Genomic DNA, 15067 nt, shown 5'->3' with positions numbered 1-15067 from the left:
TTGAATAGGAAAGTTTCATCCAAGGACGGACACTATTAAATTAGTTATTGCGTTGTGTAATATAAGTAATTTACCTATCATAAGGAGATGATATAGTGACAATTAAAGAAGTGGCTGAACAATTTAACATTACAACCGATACATTGCGTTATTATGAACGAATTGGCTTAATCCCGGCAGTATCACGTACGGTTTCTGGGATTCGTGATTTTGACGAAATTACCGTTAAATGGCTTGAATTTGTACTTTGTTTTAAAAAGGCGGGCGTGCCTTTAGAGAGTATTGTGGAGTATGTGAAATTAGCCATTGAAGGCAATCATACGCAAGAAGCTCGTCGCGATATTTTGGTTGAAACGAGAGATCATTTGTTAGAAAAAATGGAAGAGATTCAAGAATGTCTAAAATTATTAGACTATAAAATTGATGTAGTGTATAAAGACTGCAACCAAGCGACAGCTAAACTAGTCGATGATTGGAAAGCTACACAAGATAATGAATAGAATATTTTTACAATTATACTAAGAGCATATATAAAGGTAGCCCTTCTTTACGACGCTGATTATTGATGAACAGATGTAGAAAAAGAAAGGCTACTTTATCTTTGTCACGACCAGAATGAAGTACCTAAATAGGCTAATTGACGTTTAAACTCTTTAGCAAAGAAAGATAATGTGAATTTTCCTTCTCTATCAATGAATTCTTTGGTATAACGTTGAATTTGAGAGAGCTTGAAAAGGCCGGCATCATCCATCGTGAAGTATATAATGAAGTACCACTTCGTGTTGAATATAGTTTAACAGAACGGGGGCGTAGTTTACGACATATTTTAGAGTCTATGTCTGATTGGGGGACAAAACTTATTGAAGAACGGCGAGAGGCAGGAGAAGATATTGAGATTTTGGCACCTAATGATAAAGGACTACGAATTAAAGATTAAATAGCTTGATAAAATAGAGGATATAATTAATTGTAGTGAAATATAAACACTGGCTTGCAGGACAAAATAGTCCCTCTTGTAACGACCTTAGCTATTTGTTAGCTTAGTAGTCACAGAGGGACTGTTTTTATTGTGTGTTAAATATTAAATTCTTATTTTGAAATACGATTAATGTAATTCTTTCAATAATACTTTTAGATATTCATAGATATGTTCTACTGAAGGTAAGTGTAATCGTTCTTGAGGCGTATGAGCGTGAGTAATGGTTGGGCCAAAGCTAATCATTTGAGTCTTAGGCATAACAGCCTTTAAGAGACCACATTCTAGACCTGCATGAATAGCGGTTACCTTTGGTTTTTCGCCAGTAACCTTTTCATAGATGGCAATAGCTTGTTCTTCAAGTGGACTACCTGGTTCATATTCCCAAGCTGGGTAAGCGCCGGCAATTTTAACAGGTAAACCTAGCGTGCTAGCCAATAATTGGATTTTTTTAGTTAAGAAATCGAGCGAGCTAGCAGATAAGCTACGAATAGAAATGAGAAGGTGAATATTGTGTTCTAATTCTTCTACGATAGCGACGTTGTTACTTGTTTCTACTAAGCCTTCTAAGGAATGATTCATAGCGAATACGCCATTAGGTGCTAAATATAAGAATGTTAATAAAGATTCAGCTGTGTCCCCACCATAAACTGTATCTGGTAATTCAGAGTCGCTAATGAGGATATCGATATTTTCATCTTGTGGGGTATATTCGCTACGATAAGCTTTGACTTTGGCTTGAATCCAATCCGTTACTGGTTTTACGTCGGCTTCTTTCAAGAGAATCGTGGCCGAACCAACCCGAGGGATGGCATTATGTTTAGTGCCACCAGTGAAAGATGCTAATTGGAAATTGTATTGGCTAGCTAATTCATAAAGTAAACGGCCTAGGATCTGGTTGCCATTAGCTCGTTCTTTATGGATTTCGATGCCTGAGTGGCCACCTAAAAATCCGCTAATTGTCAAGGTTAGTGCTTTGGTAAATTGGGAGTCGCGATTGTCGCGAAGGCGAGGAATTTCTACATCGACACGGCAACCACCTGCACAACTTACAACGAATTCACCTTCTACTTCAGTATCAATATTTAATAGATATTGGCCGTTAGTTTGGCCTTCCTTAATAGCTAAGGCACCATCCATGCCTGTTTCTTCGGCCGTGGTAAAGAGACATTCTAAGGGACCATGAGCAATAGTGTCAGAATCAAGGATAGCCAATGACATAGCAACGGCGATACCATTATCAGCGCCTAGCGTTGTTTCGTTGGCATGTAGCCATTCACCGTCTACAATATATTCAATTGGATCTGTCAAGAAATTATGAGTAGAAGCATCACTTTTTTCACACACCATATCCATATGACCTTGCAGGATAATGCTTGGTTTATTTTCGTAGCCTGGTGTGGCTGGTTTGCGGATAATTACATTATTCGCTGCATCTTGTTCTACTTCAAGTTGGCGATCTTTGGCGAATTGTACGAGCCAGTCACTTACACCTTTTTCGTTGCCGGAGCCACGAGGAATTTGGTTCATTGCTTTAAAAAACTCTAATACTTTTGTTGCGCTCATAGTTACACCTCGTTTTTAAAATAGGGTTACCAATTGTTTATACAATATTTTCATATCTTAATAGTACCATATTTACGAGAATTTGTAATAAAAATCTTGCATAGTTTATATGGAGACCGGTAGAGAAAATCCCCTCTTTGCATAGCCAGTAGGAAGTAATCTTTGTTATAATAGATGTGAAAAAACTGTAAACATAGAGGAGGTTACGCTATGGTATATGACAAAAAAATTGTTGTCATTGGAACCGGGGGTACGATTGCCGGCCAAAGTGGTTCTGCTGAAGATTTAACGGGCTATCAAGCAGGTGAATTAAGTATTGACCAAGTGTTAGCTACAGTACCTGGTGTAGAAGGCTATGGACCTTTTGAAAGCCATCAACTGTGTAATATAGATAGTTCCGATATGACACTGTCTATTTGGGCTAAATTAGCACATACTGTGCAGGCCTATGTAGACCGTGAAGATGTGGCCGCTGTAGTGATTACACATGGCACCGATACATTAGAAGAAGGTTCTTATTTTCTTCATTTAACAGTTCGCACGGTGAAACCGATTGTGATGGTAGGTGCTATGCGACCAGCCACAGCTATTAGCGCGGATGGGCCCCTTAATCTACTGCAAGCCGTGCAAGTCGCTCGTTCGCCACAGGCCGTAGGGCAAGGCGTTTTGGTCACTTTGAATGGGACGATTAATTGTGCTCGTGAGGTTGTAAAACGTCATACGACCGATGTAAATGCTTTTGGTAATGATTTCTTTGGCCATGTTGGCTTTATTCAAGCGGGGGCACCCCATTTTTATTATCAGTCATTGAGAAAACATACTGCGCATAGTGAATTTGCGCCTTTAACAGTTGATGAGTTACCAAGAGTAGAATTAATTACTTTATATGGGGGCATTGAGTCTGATTTAATTCATCGGGTATTACAAGGAAAGCCCCGCGGTTTAGTCATCGCAGGGCTTGGTCATGGTATTTTACCTGAGAAAATTCAACAAATTTTAGAACATAGTGAGATACCGGTCGTTCGGGCTTCGCGTACAGGCTATGGTATGGTATCCACTATGCCGAGTGATAATCGAGCAGGGTTTATCGTCAGCGATACCTTGGCGCCGTCTAAAGCACGTCTATTATTGATGTTAGGACTCACTAAAACAACTGATTGTAAGCAATTACAAAGTTATTTTCAACAGTATTAAGCCTGACTTTCTGCTAGGGCTTGATCATGTAGCGCTTTGCGCTTAATGTTTTCAAAAGAACGCGTCATGGCAAGACGTACACATTTAGCTAAGGTATCACCGAAGAGTGAATATGTGCCGGCATCCGTTAGGATATCGCCATTAGTATCAATGGTGAGAATTACGCCGTCAGTGGCAGTGCCTGTGGCATAAGCACCACTGATTAGGCTTTTGATCTCTGCTTCCCGAAAGGCTGCACTTTTGGCTTCGGTAACGGTAATGAGTGCTTTAGTTAAAGCTCCATCGGTGAGGGCTTTGTTGGTAAAGATTAATAAATTAATAGTGCCTGGTTGGTGGAACTCACCTTCTTTTTCTTCGTAGTAATAGCCATCACCAGCACAGTGAGCCGTTGCTTCAAACCCAGCGGTCGCAATCGTTTCTACAATTACATCGCCTGCTGTTACTTTGGCATATACATGAAACTCCATGGTGGCACTGGTAATAAGGCCGGTGCAGAAATTGAGGGGCTGATCTTCTTGCTCAAATTCTGCACTTAAATAGCCTGCCGCAGAACCGCCAGGTAATTCTTTTTCAGTATTGACAAAGAACGGTAGATTTTGATTGCGAATGGCCATAATATGATGGAGGCCGCCATTTAATGGGCCTGTGCTCAAACTGTAGCGAACATCATCAAAGGTTACTACGATAGACGTATTATTTACAGTTACTTGACCACCTACATCGAGTTGGGTAGGTACTTGATATGGATTATTAACAGTATGTGTAGTCATAGGATCTCCTATTTAGTATATATTTGGTAAGTCTATACCTTAGCGTTAACATACTGTTATCATATATGCTTTTTTTAGTTTTGTCATTATTGTTTTATATTAATTCTTTGTGAATGGTCGTACAAGGCGATTCATTGAGAGAGAGGAGTTTATATGTTATTAGCTAGTGCAACGACTGAATCGGTTTCATCTACTGTTAAAACGCAGGTAGCTGATAGTGTAAGTTATTTAGATAAACTAATTAACTTCTTTGTAGATCATGGGCCAAGTATTATTGTGGCCATTATTATATTTTTAGTAGGTATGTACATTGCTCGTTTTATTCGTGATGTAGCGATGCGTATGATGACTCGAGCTAATTATGACCATACAGTTATTTCCTTTGTGAGTCAGATAATTTATTATGGCATTTTGGCGATTGTGTTATTGACAGCTCTTAATTCGGCGGGGTTCCCGACGAATTCCTTATTAGCAGCCTTTGGTGCGTTTGGCTTAGCTATTGGTCTATCCTTACAGAATAACCTATCTAACTTTGCATCGGGTCTATTGATATTAATTTTTAAACCCTTTAAAGCGGGCGATTTTATTACAGTAGGGACTACATCTGGGACAGTGCGAAGCATTCAATTTATGAATACGACAATTATGACGAAAGAAATGCGTACCGTATTTATTCCTAATTCGATATTGACGTCTCAGCAAGTAACGAATAGTACCTATTATGAAACACGAGTTGTGCCATTTGTTTTTGATATAGGCTACGACAATGATCATCATCAGGCTATTGATGTTATTCGTCGTGTATTTCAAGAGGATGACCGTATCGTTAACCGTGAAACGGTAGAAATTGGCATTAGCGAATTTGGTGATAATTCCGTCCGTATTTCCGCATACCCTGTAGTTAAAAATGGTGATTATATGGCTGTTTTTTATGACACTATGTCGTCTGTTAAAGACCGTTTTGATGAAGCGGGCATTGATATTCCATATCCACAACGAGTTGTTCATTTACAGCGGAGCGGAATAGATGAAACGGCTAAACCATTAGGTGATATGAGTCAGTATATGAAATAAGGATTTAGAATTATGAAGTGTTGTAAAAAATTCGTGTGGTCTATGATGCTCGGTGTATTACTAGGGGCTTTCAGCATAGCTGACACTCCTGTGTTGGCCGCATCAGAAGTTACTACAAATGTTGTGTCAAGCATGGTGCGACCAGTCCCCGCGTTTAGTGCAGAGGCGGCCGTATTGATTGAAGCAGAAACAGGCCGTATATTAGTGGCTCATAATGAAAATAAGCGTTTGCATCCGGCCAGTACAACCAAGATGGTTACGTTATTAACGGCTTTGAAAAAACAAGGAACTAGACTTGATGAGCTGGCCACGATCAGTCCTTATGCTGTGTCTATGGAAGAATCTAATTTAGGGGTGCGGACTACAGATCAATTACCACTACAAGCAGTTGCTGAAGGTATGATGGTTGCTAGTGGCAATGATGCGGCCGTTGTCGTCGCGGAAAATGTTAGTGGCTCGGTGTATCGCTTTTCATTAGCTATGAATGAGGTGGCAAAGGAAGCTGGGGCTACGAATAGTCACTTTTTGAATCCCCATGGACTCACTGAAGTGGGACATTATTCTACAGCGTTAGATTTAGCTAAAATAGCGGCCTATGGTATGCGTATTCCTATGTTTCGCGATTTTGTAGGTGATGATTTTTATAAAGTCCCCTATGAAAATCGTGATCCTAAGTGGGTACGTACTACCAATCATTTTATTCGCAGTAAATATAGAGGCGCCAATGGGCTAAAAACGGGCTATACTGAAGCGGCTGGTGAATGTTTGATTGCATCAGCGACTCGTGATGGGCATACATTGATAGTTGTCTTACTAAATGATGATAATCGATGGGTAGATGCACCGGCTTTATTGAATTATGGGTTTGCTGTTGTTAATGAGCCATCGTGATTGTATAAAGTTTATAGCTGTTCACAGTTCTCTATATATCTATAGATATATAATAAATATTGAAGGTTGAGATACGAGGGGGTTAGTTTGAAACTAACAAAGAAAAGAAGTGCATTTTTTGCCTTTCTTCATCGATTGCGATTTATTCGCCGTTGGGGCTTGATGCGCAATACAGAAGTAGAAAATAATCAAGAGCATAGTTTAGATGTGGCGTTTATTGTTCATAATTTAGGGGTGCTACACAATATAAACGGAGGCGCAGTGGATGTGAATCGTTTGGCCGTCTTCGCTATGTATCATGATGTAAGTGAAATTTTTACAGGTGATATGCCAACCCCAATTAAATATTTTCATCCTACCTTACGGTCCTTATATGGGGACGTAGAACGATTGGCCCAAGAAAAACTATTACGTACGTTGCCTAAGGAATTACAGGCTATTTATGAACCCATATTGCTAGGGCAGATGACAGAAGAAGAAGCGAAACTTGTAAAAGCCGCTGATACATTAGCTGCTTTTATGAAGTGTGCTATTGAAAAACAAGCGGGTAATGGTGAATTTAATGAAGCGTATGAAAGCATTCTAAAAAAACTCCACGCTATGGAATTACCAGCAGTGGAGCAGTTTTTAGATTTATATATGGAACCATTAACGGCTTCGTTAGATACGTTAAATTATTCGTCTTTAGAGGAATAATCCTTATCGATAATTTGGGCATTGCGCAGTAAGGTTGCCTTGCCACGCCAGGCAAAGGCACGGTGACCAAAGGCTGCTTTAAATGTTTTATTAGTTAGTGACTCTAAATCGATAGGATTAACATAGGGGTCAATTTGTTGAAATTCTGGAATCGGTGTTGTAGGAACGTTTCGATTGTGAGGACATACTTCTTGACAGATATCACAGCCCCAAATAAGTGATGATCGTTGTAAGGTGGCTATTTCACTGTCTGTAAGATGACCTTTCTTTTGGGTTAAATAGCTTTTGCAGGTGTCATAGCCGAAAACGGGCGTGCCTAGCGATTGACCAGGACAAGCTTTAATACAACTATGGCAATTGAGGCAGGTGCCTTCCATAGGTGTATCTGCTGGTATTTCACAAGAAGTCAGTAAGGTGCCGATGGAGGTATAACTGCCCCATGTAGGGTGGATGAGGGCACGATTTTTACCAAAGACACCAAGGCCGGCTAAATAGGCCATATATCGATCGGCTAAAGGTGATGTATCACAGTGAATTTCAAATTCCACTGTTTTATCTAAGGCTTGTAAGGCGTTACCAAAGCGGGTTAAGTAATTTGGTATGACTAAGTGATAGTCTGGGCCCCACGCATAACGGGGTAAGTTAATCTTTTGGTTAGCGGGCATGTCCTCAGGTCTTATGTAATAGGGAAAGAGGCAGACAATAGCACTTCGGGGGTTGATAAGTTGAGTATTACCAGTGAGGCGCTCTTCTAATGTGCCATTAATGAATGGGCAGGGCTTATTTGTGTCAATAAATTGCGACGCATTCTTAGGCAATGGCCAAGGGGCAATTCCTATGGCGGGGATATTTAATTGTTTAGCTATATTATTAATTATATTTCGTGTTATCATAATAAGGCTATTATTACAAATTTTGTAAAAAAAAGCGATACTTATTTTATAAAGGTATAGATGTAGGAGGCTTATCATGTTGATGTATCGGCAATTATTGCAACCAAAGACGGTAGCAGAAGCCTATGATTTAGCGATGAAACATCGCTTTATGCCACTATTGGCTGGTGGTGCGTGGATTGGCTTAGGGAGTTGGCGTTGGCCTATGGTTATTGATATGTCAGGATTAGGTCTTGATTATATTCGTGACCAAGAATCATATTATGCCATTGGTGCTATGGCGACACAAGGTGATGTGGAACGATTTGGACCATTTAAAACTTTTAGCAAGGGGGTTTTACCTAAGGTCGTTCATTCGGTGTTGGGTGTTCAATTTCGTAATATGGCAACATTAGGTGGATCGGTAGCAGCTAAATTTGGCTTTTCTGACATAATTCCATCCTTGTTGGCATTGCAGGCAGAAGTCGTGTTATATAAACACGGGGTTATGAGTCTCGTAGATTTCTTAGCGTTACGCGAACGGGATGTATTAGTGGAAATTCGAATTCCTAAAACCGACGCGCTCGTAGTGGCGGAAAATTTACGTAAGTCCGTATCTGATTTTCCGTATTTGACCGGAGCTTTGCGTAAAGATGAAACAGGGTATCATATATATATTGGTTGTCGGCCGGCTGTCGCTAAGGAAGCTGTACAAGCGGGTGAAATTTTAACGGCCAAAGGTGTAGCTGGACTACAGGAAGCTATGGAGGTAGCCGCTAATGAAATTCCGTTTCAAACGAACTCTCATGCATCGGCTAGTTATCGCCAGGCTATGACGAAAGTAATTGTGAAACGTTTAGTGCAGGAGGTAGAGCAGTGGACGTAACATTAACAGTAAATGGTAAAGTCTTAAAAACTTCAGTAGAACCAGATGAAATGTTATTAGCTACATTGCGTAAGCAAGGCTATTTTAGCATGCGTCGTGGTTGTGATACGATGAATTGTGGTTTATGTACCGTATGGCTTGATGGTAATACAATATTATCTTGTTCTTATCCTACATTTCGAGCGGATGGACATGAGGTGACGACCTTGGAAGGGTTAGCGGAAGAAGCTGCTTTGTTAGCTGATTGTTTAGCTGCTGAAGGTGCCGATCAATGTGGGTATTGTACAACGGGGATGATGATGAGTGCGATGGCTTTACGTCGTAAGAATCCAAACCCTACGGATGATGAAATTAGAGATTTCCTAGTAGGCAATTTATGCCGTTGTACTGGTTATGAGTCACATTTACGTGGCATTCGACGCTATTTAGCGGAGGTGGAAGCATAATGGAACAACAAAAGCGTAAGCATGTAGGGCGATCCTATAAAAAAGTAGATGCAAGTACGATTTTAAGTGGCCGTCCTGCCTATACAGAAGATTTTATCCCACCCCATGCATTGGTGATAAAAATTATGCGCAGTCCCTACGCTATGGCCAAAATTATTGACATCGATTTGAAAGCGGCCTTACGTATACCTGGGGTTGAAGCTATTTTTACCTATAAAGATGTGCCTAAAACACGGTTTACCTTAGCCGGGCAGAGTTACCCAGAACCATCGGCGTATGATTCTTTGATTTTAGACCAATATGTACGGTATGTGGGGGATGCTGTAGCGATTGTGGTGGCTAAAGATGAAAAGACGGCTATACAAGCGATGCAAGTAATCCATGTGAAGTATGATGTGATGGAGCCTGTATTAGATATTCATACGGCGCTAGATCATCCAACTGTGGTTCATCCTGAAGATGATTTACATTACAATATACCTGTTGGGGGTGACCCTAAACGCAATTTAGCTTGCTCTTATAGCCGTGTAGCTGGGGATTTAGAAGGAGAACTGGCTAAATGTGATTATGTAGTGGAAGAAACCTATTTCGATCAAGCTACGTTACAAACGGCGATGGAAACATTTAGAACTTTTTGTACGATTGATCAGTTTGGGCGTTTAGTATGTACTAGTTCAACGCAGATTCCATTTCATGTGCGTCGCCATATAGCACGCGCTTTAGAAATACCTGCTACGAAAATCCGTGTTATTAAACCACGTATTGGTGGTGGTTTTGGTTCCAAACAAACCGCTTGTACTGAATTGTATTGTGCATTTGTAACTTGGACATTAAAGAAACCAGCTGTTTTAGTATATACTCGTCACGAAGCGAGTAATTGTTCTACCAGCCGTCATGCTAGGGAATGGAAGGTTCGTCTAGGCGCTACGAAAGATGGCATTATTCAGGTCATTGATATGGTAGCGACATCCGATGCTGGCGCGTATGGAACACATGCCTTTACAACGTTTACCGCGGGCGAGCATAAGTCTGTGCCCCTCTATAATAAAGGTAAAGCCGTACGATATGAGTCTAATATTGTGTATACCAATCATATGGCTGGCGGTGCTTTCCGTGGGTATGGAGCAACAGAGGCTCTTTGGCCATTGGAATGTGCGGTGACTAAGTTGGCAAAGGCCATGGGGATGGATGAGAGTGAATTACGCTTAAAGAATTTGATTGGTGTTGGTGAAACATCCTTGGTCTATGAACCTGATGAAGTGTTAGAGTCGGGACTATTGAAAGAAGCCATTGCCAAAGCGAAAAAAATGGCTCGATGGGATGAACGACCTCATAGTTGGCAAATTGATGAAACACATCGTGGTGGTTTAGGAATGGCGCTGGCTTTTCAAGGTTCTGGTGTTGCGAAAATTGATACGGCTTCTGTAGAAATTAAATTACAAGATGACGGCTATTATACGTTATATACAGGCTCGACTGATATGGGCACAGGGGCTAATACTATTCTTATGCAGATGGCCTGCGAAGTATTAGGCTGTCCGCTAGATCATATGACTTGTTATGAAGCAGATACGGATGTAGTGCCTTTTGACCCAGGTTCTTATGCATCGAGTACGACCTATGTAACGGGGACTGCAGCTAAGTTAGCGGCTGAAGATTTGAAGGCAAAAATAATTCGTGCCTTTGCTAGGTATTTGGAAGTGCCCGAAGAAGAGATTGAATTTGATGGCGTCATGGCTAATACTAAAGATGGCCGCAAATCTATGACAACGCAGGAATTAGCGCCTAAATTGATGGTAAGTTTGGGGCATAGTCCTGAACAATTAGTTGGCTTTGCTACTTGGGGAAGTCATACATCACCACCACCATTTATGGTAGGCATTGCTGAAGTAAGTGTAGATATGGAAACGGGACAAGTGACACCACTTGATTTTTATGCGGTTGTAGATTGTGGAACCATTGTAAATCCAGCTTTAGCTAGAGTACAGGCAGAAGGTGGTATAGTACAAGGGATAGGAATGGCGTTAACTGAAGAAATTCGCTATTCGTCTTGCGGTTTATTGGAGACTAATAATTTTATGAGTTATAAAATTCCAACACGCCGTGATATGGGACGTATTCATGTAGATTTTGTGGAATCACATGAGCCAACAGGTGCCTTTGGGGTTAAGTCCATTGGTGAAGTGGTCATTAATACCTCTTGCCCCGCTATTCAGGGCGCTATCTTAAATGCATGTGGTGCAGAATTAACTACATTACCTATGATTTCAGAAAAGGTATTTCAGGCTTTGATGGCGAAAGAATAAAAGGTAGGCATTTAATTTCGAGCAGAATAGAAGGCTCATACTGAGGAGGAATAGCCATGACGATGCAAGCAAAACATTGGAGTTCGTTAATTCAGCCAGGGATTACGGCCATTGTAGGGGCCGGTGGTAAGACGACGGTACTCGCTAAATTAGTCGAGTATGGTGGTTTAGAAGGACAACCAACCTTAGTGACTACTACGACGAAATTATATGAGTCGCAAGTGGCCTTGTGGAACCCTTACTATGGGACTGACTTTAATGAGGCTGAAGAAGCTTGTCATAAAGCTATGCATCGTGGGCGTTGTGCAGCGTGGTTTAGTGGCGTAGACGGGACTAAGGTGACGTCTTTGCCTGCTAAAGCAATTGATGAGATGCACATGGTTCATCCAAAGTGGCAAATTCTAGTCGAAGCCGATGGGGCCAAAGAAAAATGGCTAAAAGCACCTAAAAATTCTGAACCTGTTATTCCTACGCAGACAAATACAACCATTGGTGTTGTTAATTTGCAAATGTTGGGGACTCAACTTACACCAGAGCATGTTCACAATATAGAGGAAGTTTCGGCGATTATGGAGCGCCCTGAAGGCGCGGTTGTTACACCGTCAATGTTAGCGCGTTTAGTCCTTCATCCACAGGGCCTATTTCAATATAGTCGAGGCCGTCGCATTTTATTCTGCACGGGCTATGATACGGTTCAACATCGGATTATTGATGATTTTTTGGATCGGTTAGCTGACAGTAAGCTGGCTATGATTGTACTGGCTGATGGTTATAAAGCAAGTTGTGAAATTGCTCGTGTATTACGGTGGCAATAGAGGTTCTACATGGCAGTGGATGTAGTTATTTTGGCTGCTGGTTTGAGCCGGCGGATGGGTACGTGTAAAGCCTTATTACCTTGGCGCCAAGGGACATTGCTAGATGTTGCTTGTGAGGCTTACAGCCAATTAGGTGGGCAACGAGTGGTAGTGGCTGGACAGTCTGTTGATGAGTTGGCATCCATTGCTAGTTCTCATGGATATGAAATCGTGTTTAATGACAAAGCATCTTTGGGTCAAGGGACCTCTTTGGCTTGTGGTATTCAGGCCTTAGGGACTTCGTCACGGGCTGTACTTTGTGCCGTGGTGGATCAACCATTGATGACGAAAGAAGTCGTAGCACAATTGGTAGAAGCGTATGAACTAATGCCTGAGTGCGCTAAGTCTATTATTTGTCCTTTATATGGTAGGGATCGCCAGCGTGGTAATCCAGTTATTTTTGGCCCTGATTGGAAGCAAGCGCTTCAAAGAATTACCGCTGATCATGGTGGTCGAGAAATTTTGCAGGGAATTGGTAAGCCCTATATTAGGTTCGTTGCTATTGAAGAGCCTGTGGGCGTAGATGTAGATACGCCTTTTGAATATGAACAGTTATATAATATGTGGGGTAAACTATGAAACCTTTAGTTTTGATGCGTGGCGGTGGTGATATAGCGTCAGGTTGTGTGTACCGCTTACGTCGCGCTGGTTTTCGTGTTGTAATTAATGAATTACCCATTCCTACGATGATTCGTCGCAAAGTCTGTTATGGCGCAGCGGTTCATCGTGGTGAAGTGTTATTAGAACGGTTAGCAGCTCGGCATGTCACGCTAACTGAAGCAGAATCTATGATTACTAGGGGCGATGAAATTATCCCTGTAGTTACGGAAGCCTATGAAACGGTATTAGCCGCTTTACAACCGGATATTGTAGTTGATGCCATTTTAGCTAAACGCAATGTTGGTACCCATAATGATGATGCCTCATTAGTTATTGCCTGTGGCCCTGGTTTTACGGCTGGTGATGACGTGGATGTGGTGGTAGAGACAATGCGTGGACATACATTAGGTCGATGTATTTATGAAGGGAGCGCTTTGCCTAATACAGGTGTTCCTGGTAGTGTAGGCGGCTATACGATTGAGCGAGTTATGCATGCTCCTTGTGATGGTTTATTTACAGCTAAACGCCATATTGGTGAAGAAGTAGAAGCTGATGAAACGATTGGCTTTGTGGATGATGTACCTGTAAAATCTCAGATAGCTGGTATTTTACGAGGTGTATTAGCTTCAGGCTTAATGGTGACCAAAGGGTTTAAACTGGCCGATGTTGATGCCCGTTGTGAAAAATTCCATTGCTACACGATTTCAGATAAAGCATTGGCAGTAGCTGGTGGAGTTTTAGAGGCGGTATTGGCCTTTTGTTATGAGCAAGAACAGAAGTAGTGACAAAATGAGGAGTTCTATGAATTTATATGATGTAATTGAGCAGCGCCTGGCTAAAGATAAAAAATCAATCATGGTGACAGTGCTGACAGGAAATCGTCAAGGGGATAAAGTAGTATATGGGGAAACCGGGGATGTAGTGTATGGGCAACCTATAGATGGGTTGTCGATAAAACCAGATCAACGACCTAGTATTTTGAATTTGGGGGCCATGGAATGCTTTGTACAACCGGTGGAAAAAGACCCTGAAGTCCTAGTGTTAGGTGCTGGTCATGTGAGTCGCTGTATTGCTGATATGCTTTTGTTTATTGGTTGTCATGTAACGGTTGTTGATGATCGCGCTGAATATTTGAGACCAGATTTCTTTGATGAACGGGTACGCCGTATGTGCCTAGATTTCAATGATTTAGCATCACAATTACCATTAAATAGCTATAAGGGAATTATTATTGTGACGCGTGCTCATGAATATGACAGTATTTGTCTCAATCAAGTGCGACATTTAGTAGATTCAACATATATGGGGGTTATGGGGAGCCATAAACGTGTATTCCATGCGTTTGAAGTCCTCAAAGAGAGTGGCTGGACCCAGGCGGAATTAGATAAAATCTATGCACCGATTGGCTTGTCCTTAGGGGCTGAAACGCCTGAAGAAATCGCCGTATCTATTGTAAGTGAGTTTTTAGCTGTTACCCGTGGGCGTAAAGCAGGTTTTCTATCGCGAGGAGGACAAGGTCGATGAAACGAGAATTTGTGCGTTATTTACAAGGCCGTGAAACCGATACATTAGCGGTAGCCACTATTTTACAGACCAAAGGATCTACACCGCGTAAAGCAGGGACTACGATGGTAGTCCATCCTGATGGTTCTATTTTTGGTACGATTGGTGGCGGCCGAGCAGAAAATGAAATTCGGCTTAATGCCTTAGAAGCCTTGCAGAAAAAAGAAGCACATCGTCGTATTTTAGTGGATTTAAATGATGATGTGGCCGTAAAAGAAGGCATGGTTTGTGGGGGCAATTTAGACGTTTGGATTGAGACTCAAAATGTGTAAAATAGGTCACACTCTTGGTTGACAATATTTTACAGCGAACTGAAAATAAGGTAAAATAAAAGAGTACCTGTGCATATACACAGTGTACTCTTATTTATTTA

17 protein-coding genes are annotated in these 15067 nt (G+C 41.4%); 14 read left to right on the top strand and 3 right to left on the bottom strand.

Annotated features, from left to right (window positions below; translation table 11 throughout):
• Window positions 1-95: 95 nt before the first annotated feature.
• Window positions 96-500: a MerR family transcriptional regulator gene (locus DYE54_RS05945; protein WP_115310372.1), complete on the top strand. Its 405-nt coding sequence runs from the start codon at window positions 96-98 to the stop codon at window positions 498-500.
• A 218-nt stretch (window positions 501-718) separates the two neighbouring features.
• A complete protein-coding gene (locus DYE54_RS05940; RefSeq protein ID WP_281267707.1) occupies window positions 719-937 on the top strand; it encodes a winged helix-turn-helix transcriptional regulator in 219 nt (72 codons plus the stop codon).
• A gap of 168 nt (window positions 938-1105) precedes the next feature.
• Here DYE54_RS05940 and DYE54_RS05935 read toward each other — a convergent pair whose 3' ends face one another.
• A complete protein-coding gene (locus DYE54_RS05935; RefSeq protein WP_115310370.1) occupies window positions 1106-2542 on the bottom strand; it encodes an aminoacyl-histidine dipeptidase in 1437 nt (478 codons plus the stop codon).
• Between the two features lie 210 nt (window positions 2543-2752).
• Here DYE54_RS05935 and DYE54_RS05930 point away from each other — a divergent pair, with 210 nt between their 5' ends.
• Window positions 2753-3736, top strand: coding sequence for an asparaginase (locus DYE54_RS05930; RefSeq protein ID WP_115310369.1), 984 nt, complete (start codon window positions 2753-2755; stop codon window positions 3734-3736).
• On the opposite strand, the gene DYE54_RS05925 is transcribed toward DYE54_RS05930, so the two are convergent.
• Complete coding sequence (locus tag DYE54_RS05925) at window positions 3733-4506, bottom strand: adenosylcobinamide amidohydrolase (RefSeq protein WP_115310368.1); 774 nt, start codon at window positions 4504-4506, stop codon at window positions 3733-3735. The genes DYE54_RS05930 and DYE54_RS05925 overlap by 4 nt on opposite strands.
• A gap of 153 nt (window positions 4507-4659) precedes the next feature.
• On the opposite strand from DYE54_RS05925, the gene DYE54_RS05920 reads away from it, so the two are divergent.
• The 3 genes from DYE54_RS05920 to yfbR all read left to right on the top strand — a co-directional run bounded on the left by DYE54_RS05920 (window position 4660) and on the right by yfbR (window position 7167).
• On the top strand, window positions 4660-5580 hold the full coding sequence (locus DYE54_RS05920) for a mechanosensitive ion channel family protein (protein WP_115310367.1): 921 nt from the start codon (window positions 4660-4662) through the stop codon (window positions 5578-5580).
• 12 nt (window positions 5581-5592) lie between these two features.
• Entirely contained in the window at window positions 5593-6471 is an 879-nt protein-coding gene (locus DYE54_RS05915) for a D-alanyl-D-alanine carboxypeptidase family protein (protein ID WP_245935697.1), read from the top strand.
• Between the two features lie 87 nt (window positions 6472-6558).
• The gene (gene yfbR, locus DYE54_RS05910) at window positions 6559-7167 is read left to right on the top strand and encodes a 5'-deoxynucleotidase (protein ID WP_115310366.1); all 609 of its coding nucleotides are present in this window, start codon (window positions 6559-6561) and stop codon (window positions 7165-7167) included.
• Here the strand turns inward: yfbR and DYE54_RS05905 are convergent.
• Window positions 7146-8060, bottom strand: coding sequence for an epoxyqueuosine reductase (locus DYE54_RS05905; RefSeq protein ID WP_115310365.1), 915 nt, complete (start codon window positions 8058-8060; stop codon window positions 7146-7148). The two genes, yfbR and DYE54_RS05905, sit on opposite strands and share 22 nt — an antisense overlap.
• Window positions 8061-8136: 76 nt before the next feature.
• Here DYE54_RS05905 and DYE54_RS05900 point away from each other — a divergent pair, with 76 nt between their 5' ends.
• From DYE54_RS05900 to DYE54_RS05865, 8 genes are read left to right on the top strand one after another with little or no spacing between them, the layout of a single operon-like run.
• The gene (locus tag DYE54_RS05900) at window positions 8137-8925 is read left to right on the top strand and encodes an FAD binding domain-containing protein (protein WP_115310364.1); all 789 of its coding nucleotides are present in this window, start codon (window positions 8137-8139) and stop codon (window positions 8923-8925) included.
• Window positions 8916-9371 carry a (2Fe-2S)-binding protein gene (locus DYE54_RS05895; protein WP_115310363.1) on the top strand — a complete coding sequence of 152 codons (456 nt, stop codon included), beginning with the start codon at window positions 8916-8918 and terminating at the stop codon, window positions 9369-9371. Before DYE54_RS05900 ends, DYE54_RS05895 begins: the two co-directional genes overlap by 10 nt.
• Window positions 9371-11677: a xanthine dehydrogenase family protein molybdopterin-binding subunit gene (locus DYE54_RS05890; protein WP_115310362.1), complete on the top strand. Its 2307-nt coding sequence runs from the start codon at window positions 9371-9373 to the stop codon at window positions 11675-11677. Before DYE54_RS05895 ends, DYE54_RS05890 begins: the two co-directional genes overlap by 1 nt.
• A gap of 56 nt (window positions 11678-11733) precedes the next feature.
• A complete protein-coding gene (gene yqeC / locus DYE54_RS05885; RefSeq protein WP_115310361.1) occupies window positions 11734-12492 on the top strand; it encodes a selenium cofactor biosynthesis protein YqeC in 759 nt (252 codons plus the stop codon).
• Between the two features lie 9 nt (window positions 12493-12501).
• Window positions 12502-13110 carry a nucleotidyltransferase family protein gene (locus DYE54_RS05880; protein WP_115310360.1) on the top strand — a complete coding sequence of 203 codons (609 nt, stop codon included), beginning with the start codon at window positions 12502-12504 and terminating at the stop codon, window positions 13108-13110.
• Entirely contained in the window at window positions 13107-13913 is an 807-nt protein-coding gene (gene yqeB, locus DYE54_RS05875) for a selenium-dependent molybdenum cofactor biosynthesis protein YqeB (protein WP_115310359.1), read from the top strand. The genes DYE54_RS05880 and yqeB overlap by 4 nt, the downstream gene beginning before the upstream one ends.
• Before the next feature lie 19 nt (window positions 13914-13932).
• A complete protein-coding gene (locus DYE54_RS05870; RefSeq protein ID WP_115310358.1) occupies window positions 13933-14655 on the top strand; it encodes an XdhC family protein in 723 nt (240 codons plus the stop codon).
• Window positions 14652-14966: an XdhC family protein gene (locus tag DYE54_RS05865; RefSeq protein ID WP_115310357.1), complete on the top strand. Its 315-nt coding sequence runs from the start codon at window positions 14652-14654 to the stop codon at window positions 14964-14966. Before DYE54_RS05870 ends, DYE54_RS05865 begins: the two co-directional genes overlap by 4 nt.
• The last annotated feature ends 101 nt before the right edge of the window (window positions 14967-15067 follow it).

Source organism: Veillonella criceti (assembly GCF_900460315.1).
In the GTDB taxonomy this organism is placed as follows: Bacteria; Bacillota; Negativicutes; order Veillonellales; family Veillonellaceae; genus Veillonella_A; species Veillonella_A criceti.
The sequence above is the reverse complement of the archived record's forward strand: the minus strand, read 5'-3'. Positions and strand labels throughout refer to the sequence as shown.

Coding starts and splice junctions, on each gene's coding strand:
- DYE54_RS05915 (WP_245935697.1), top strand. CDS start 5,593: ATGAAGTGTTGTAAAAAATTCGTGTGGTCTATGATGCTCGGTGTATTA.
- DYE54_RS05905 (WP_115310365.1), bottom strand. CDS start 8,060: ATGATAACACGAAATATAATTAATAATATAGCTAAACAATTAAATATC.
- DYE54_RS05865 (WP_115310357.1), top strand. CDS start 14,652: ATGAAACGAGAATTTGTGCGTTATTTACAAGGCCGTGAAACCGATACA.
- DYE54_RS05900 (WP_115310364.1), top strand. CDS start 8,137: ATGTTGATGTATCGGCAATTATTGCAACCAAAGACGGTAGCAGAAGCC.
- DYE54_RS05880 (WP_115310360.1), top strand. CDS start 12,502: ATGGCAGTGGATGTAGTTATTTTGGCTGCTGGTTTGAGCCGGCGGATG.
- yqeB (WP_115310359.1), top strand. CDS start 13,107: ATGAAACCTTTAGTTTTGATGCGTGGCGGTGGTGATATAGCGTCAGGT.
- DYE54_RS05930 (WP_115310369.1), top strand. CDS start 2,753: ATGGTATATGACAAAAAAATTGTTGTCATTGGAACCGGGGGTACGATT.
- DYE54_RS05870 (WP_115310358.1), top strand. CDS start 13,933: ATGAATTTATATGATGTAATTGAGCAGCGCCTGGCTAAAGATAAAAAA.
- DYE54_RS05890 (WP_115310362.1), top strand. CDS start 9,371: ATGGAACAACAAAAGCGTAAGCATGTAGGGCGATCCTATAAAAAAGTA.
- yqeC (WP_115310361.1), top strand. CDS start 11,734: ATGACGATGCAAGCAAAACATTGGAGTTCGTTAATTCAGCCAGGGATT.
- DYE54_RS05935 (WP_115310370.1), bottom strand. CDS start 2,542: ATGAGCGCAACAAAAGTATTAGAGTTTTTTAAAGCAATGAACCAAATT.
- DYE54_RS05925 (WP_115310368.1), bottom strand. CDS start 4,506: ATGACTACACATACTGTTAATAATCCATATCAAGTACCTACCCAACTC.
- DYE54_RS05920 (WP_115310367.1), top strand. CDS start 4,660: ATGTTATTAGCTAGTGCAACGACTGAATCGGTTTCATCTACTGTTAAA.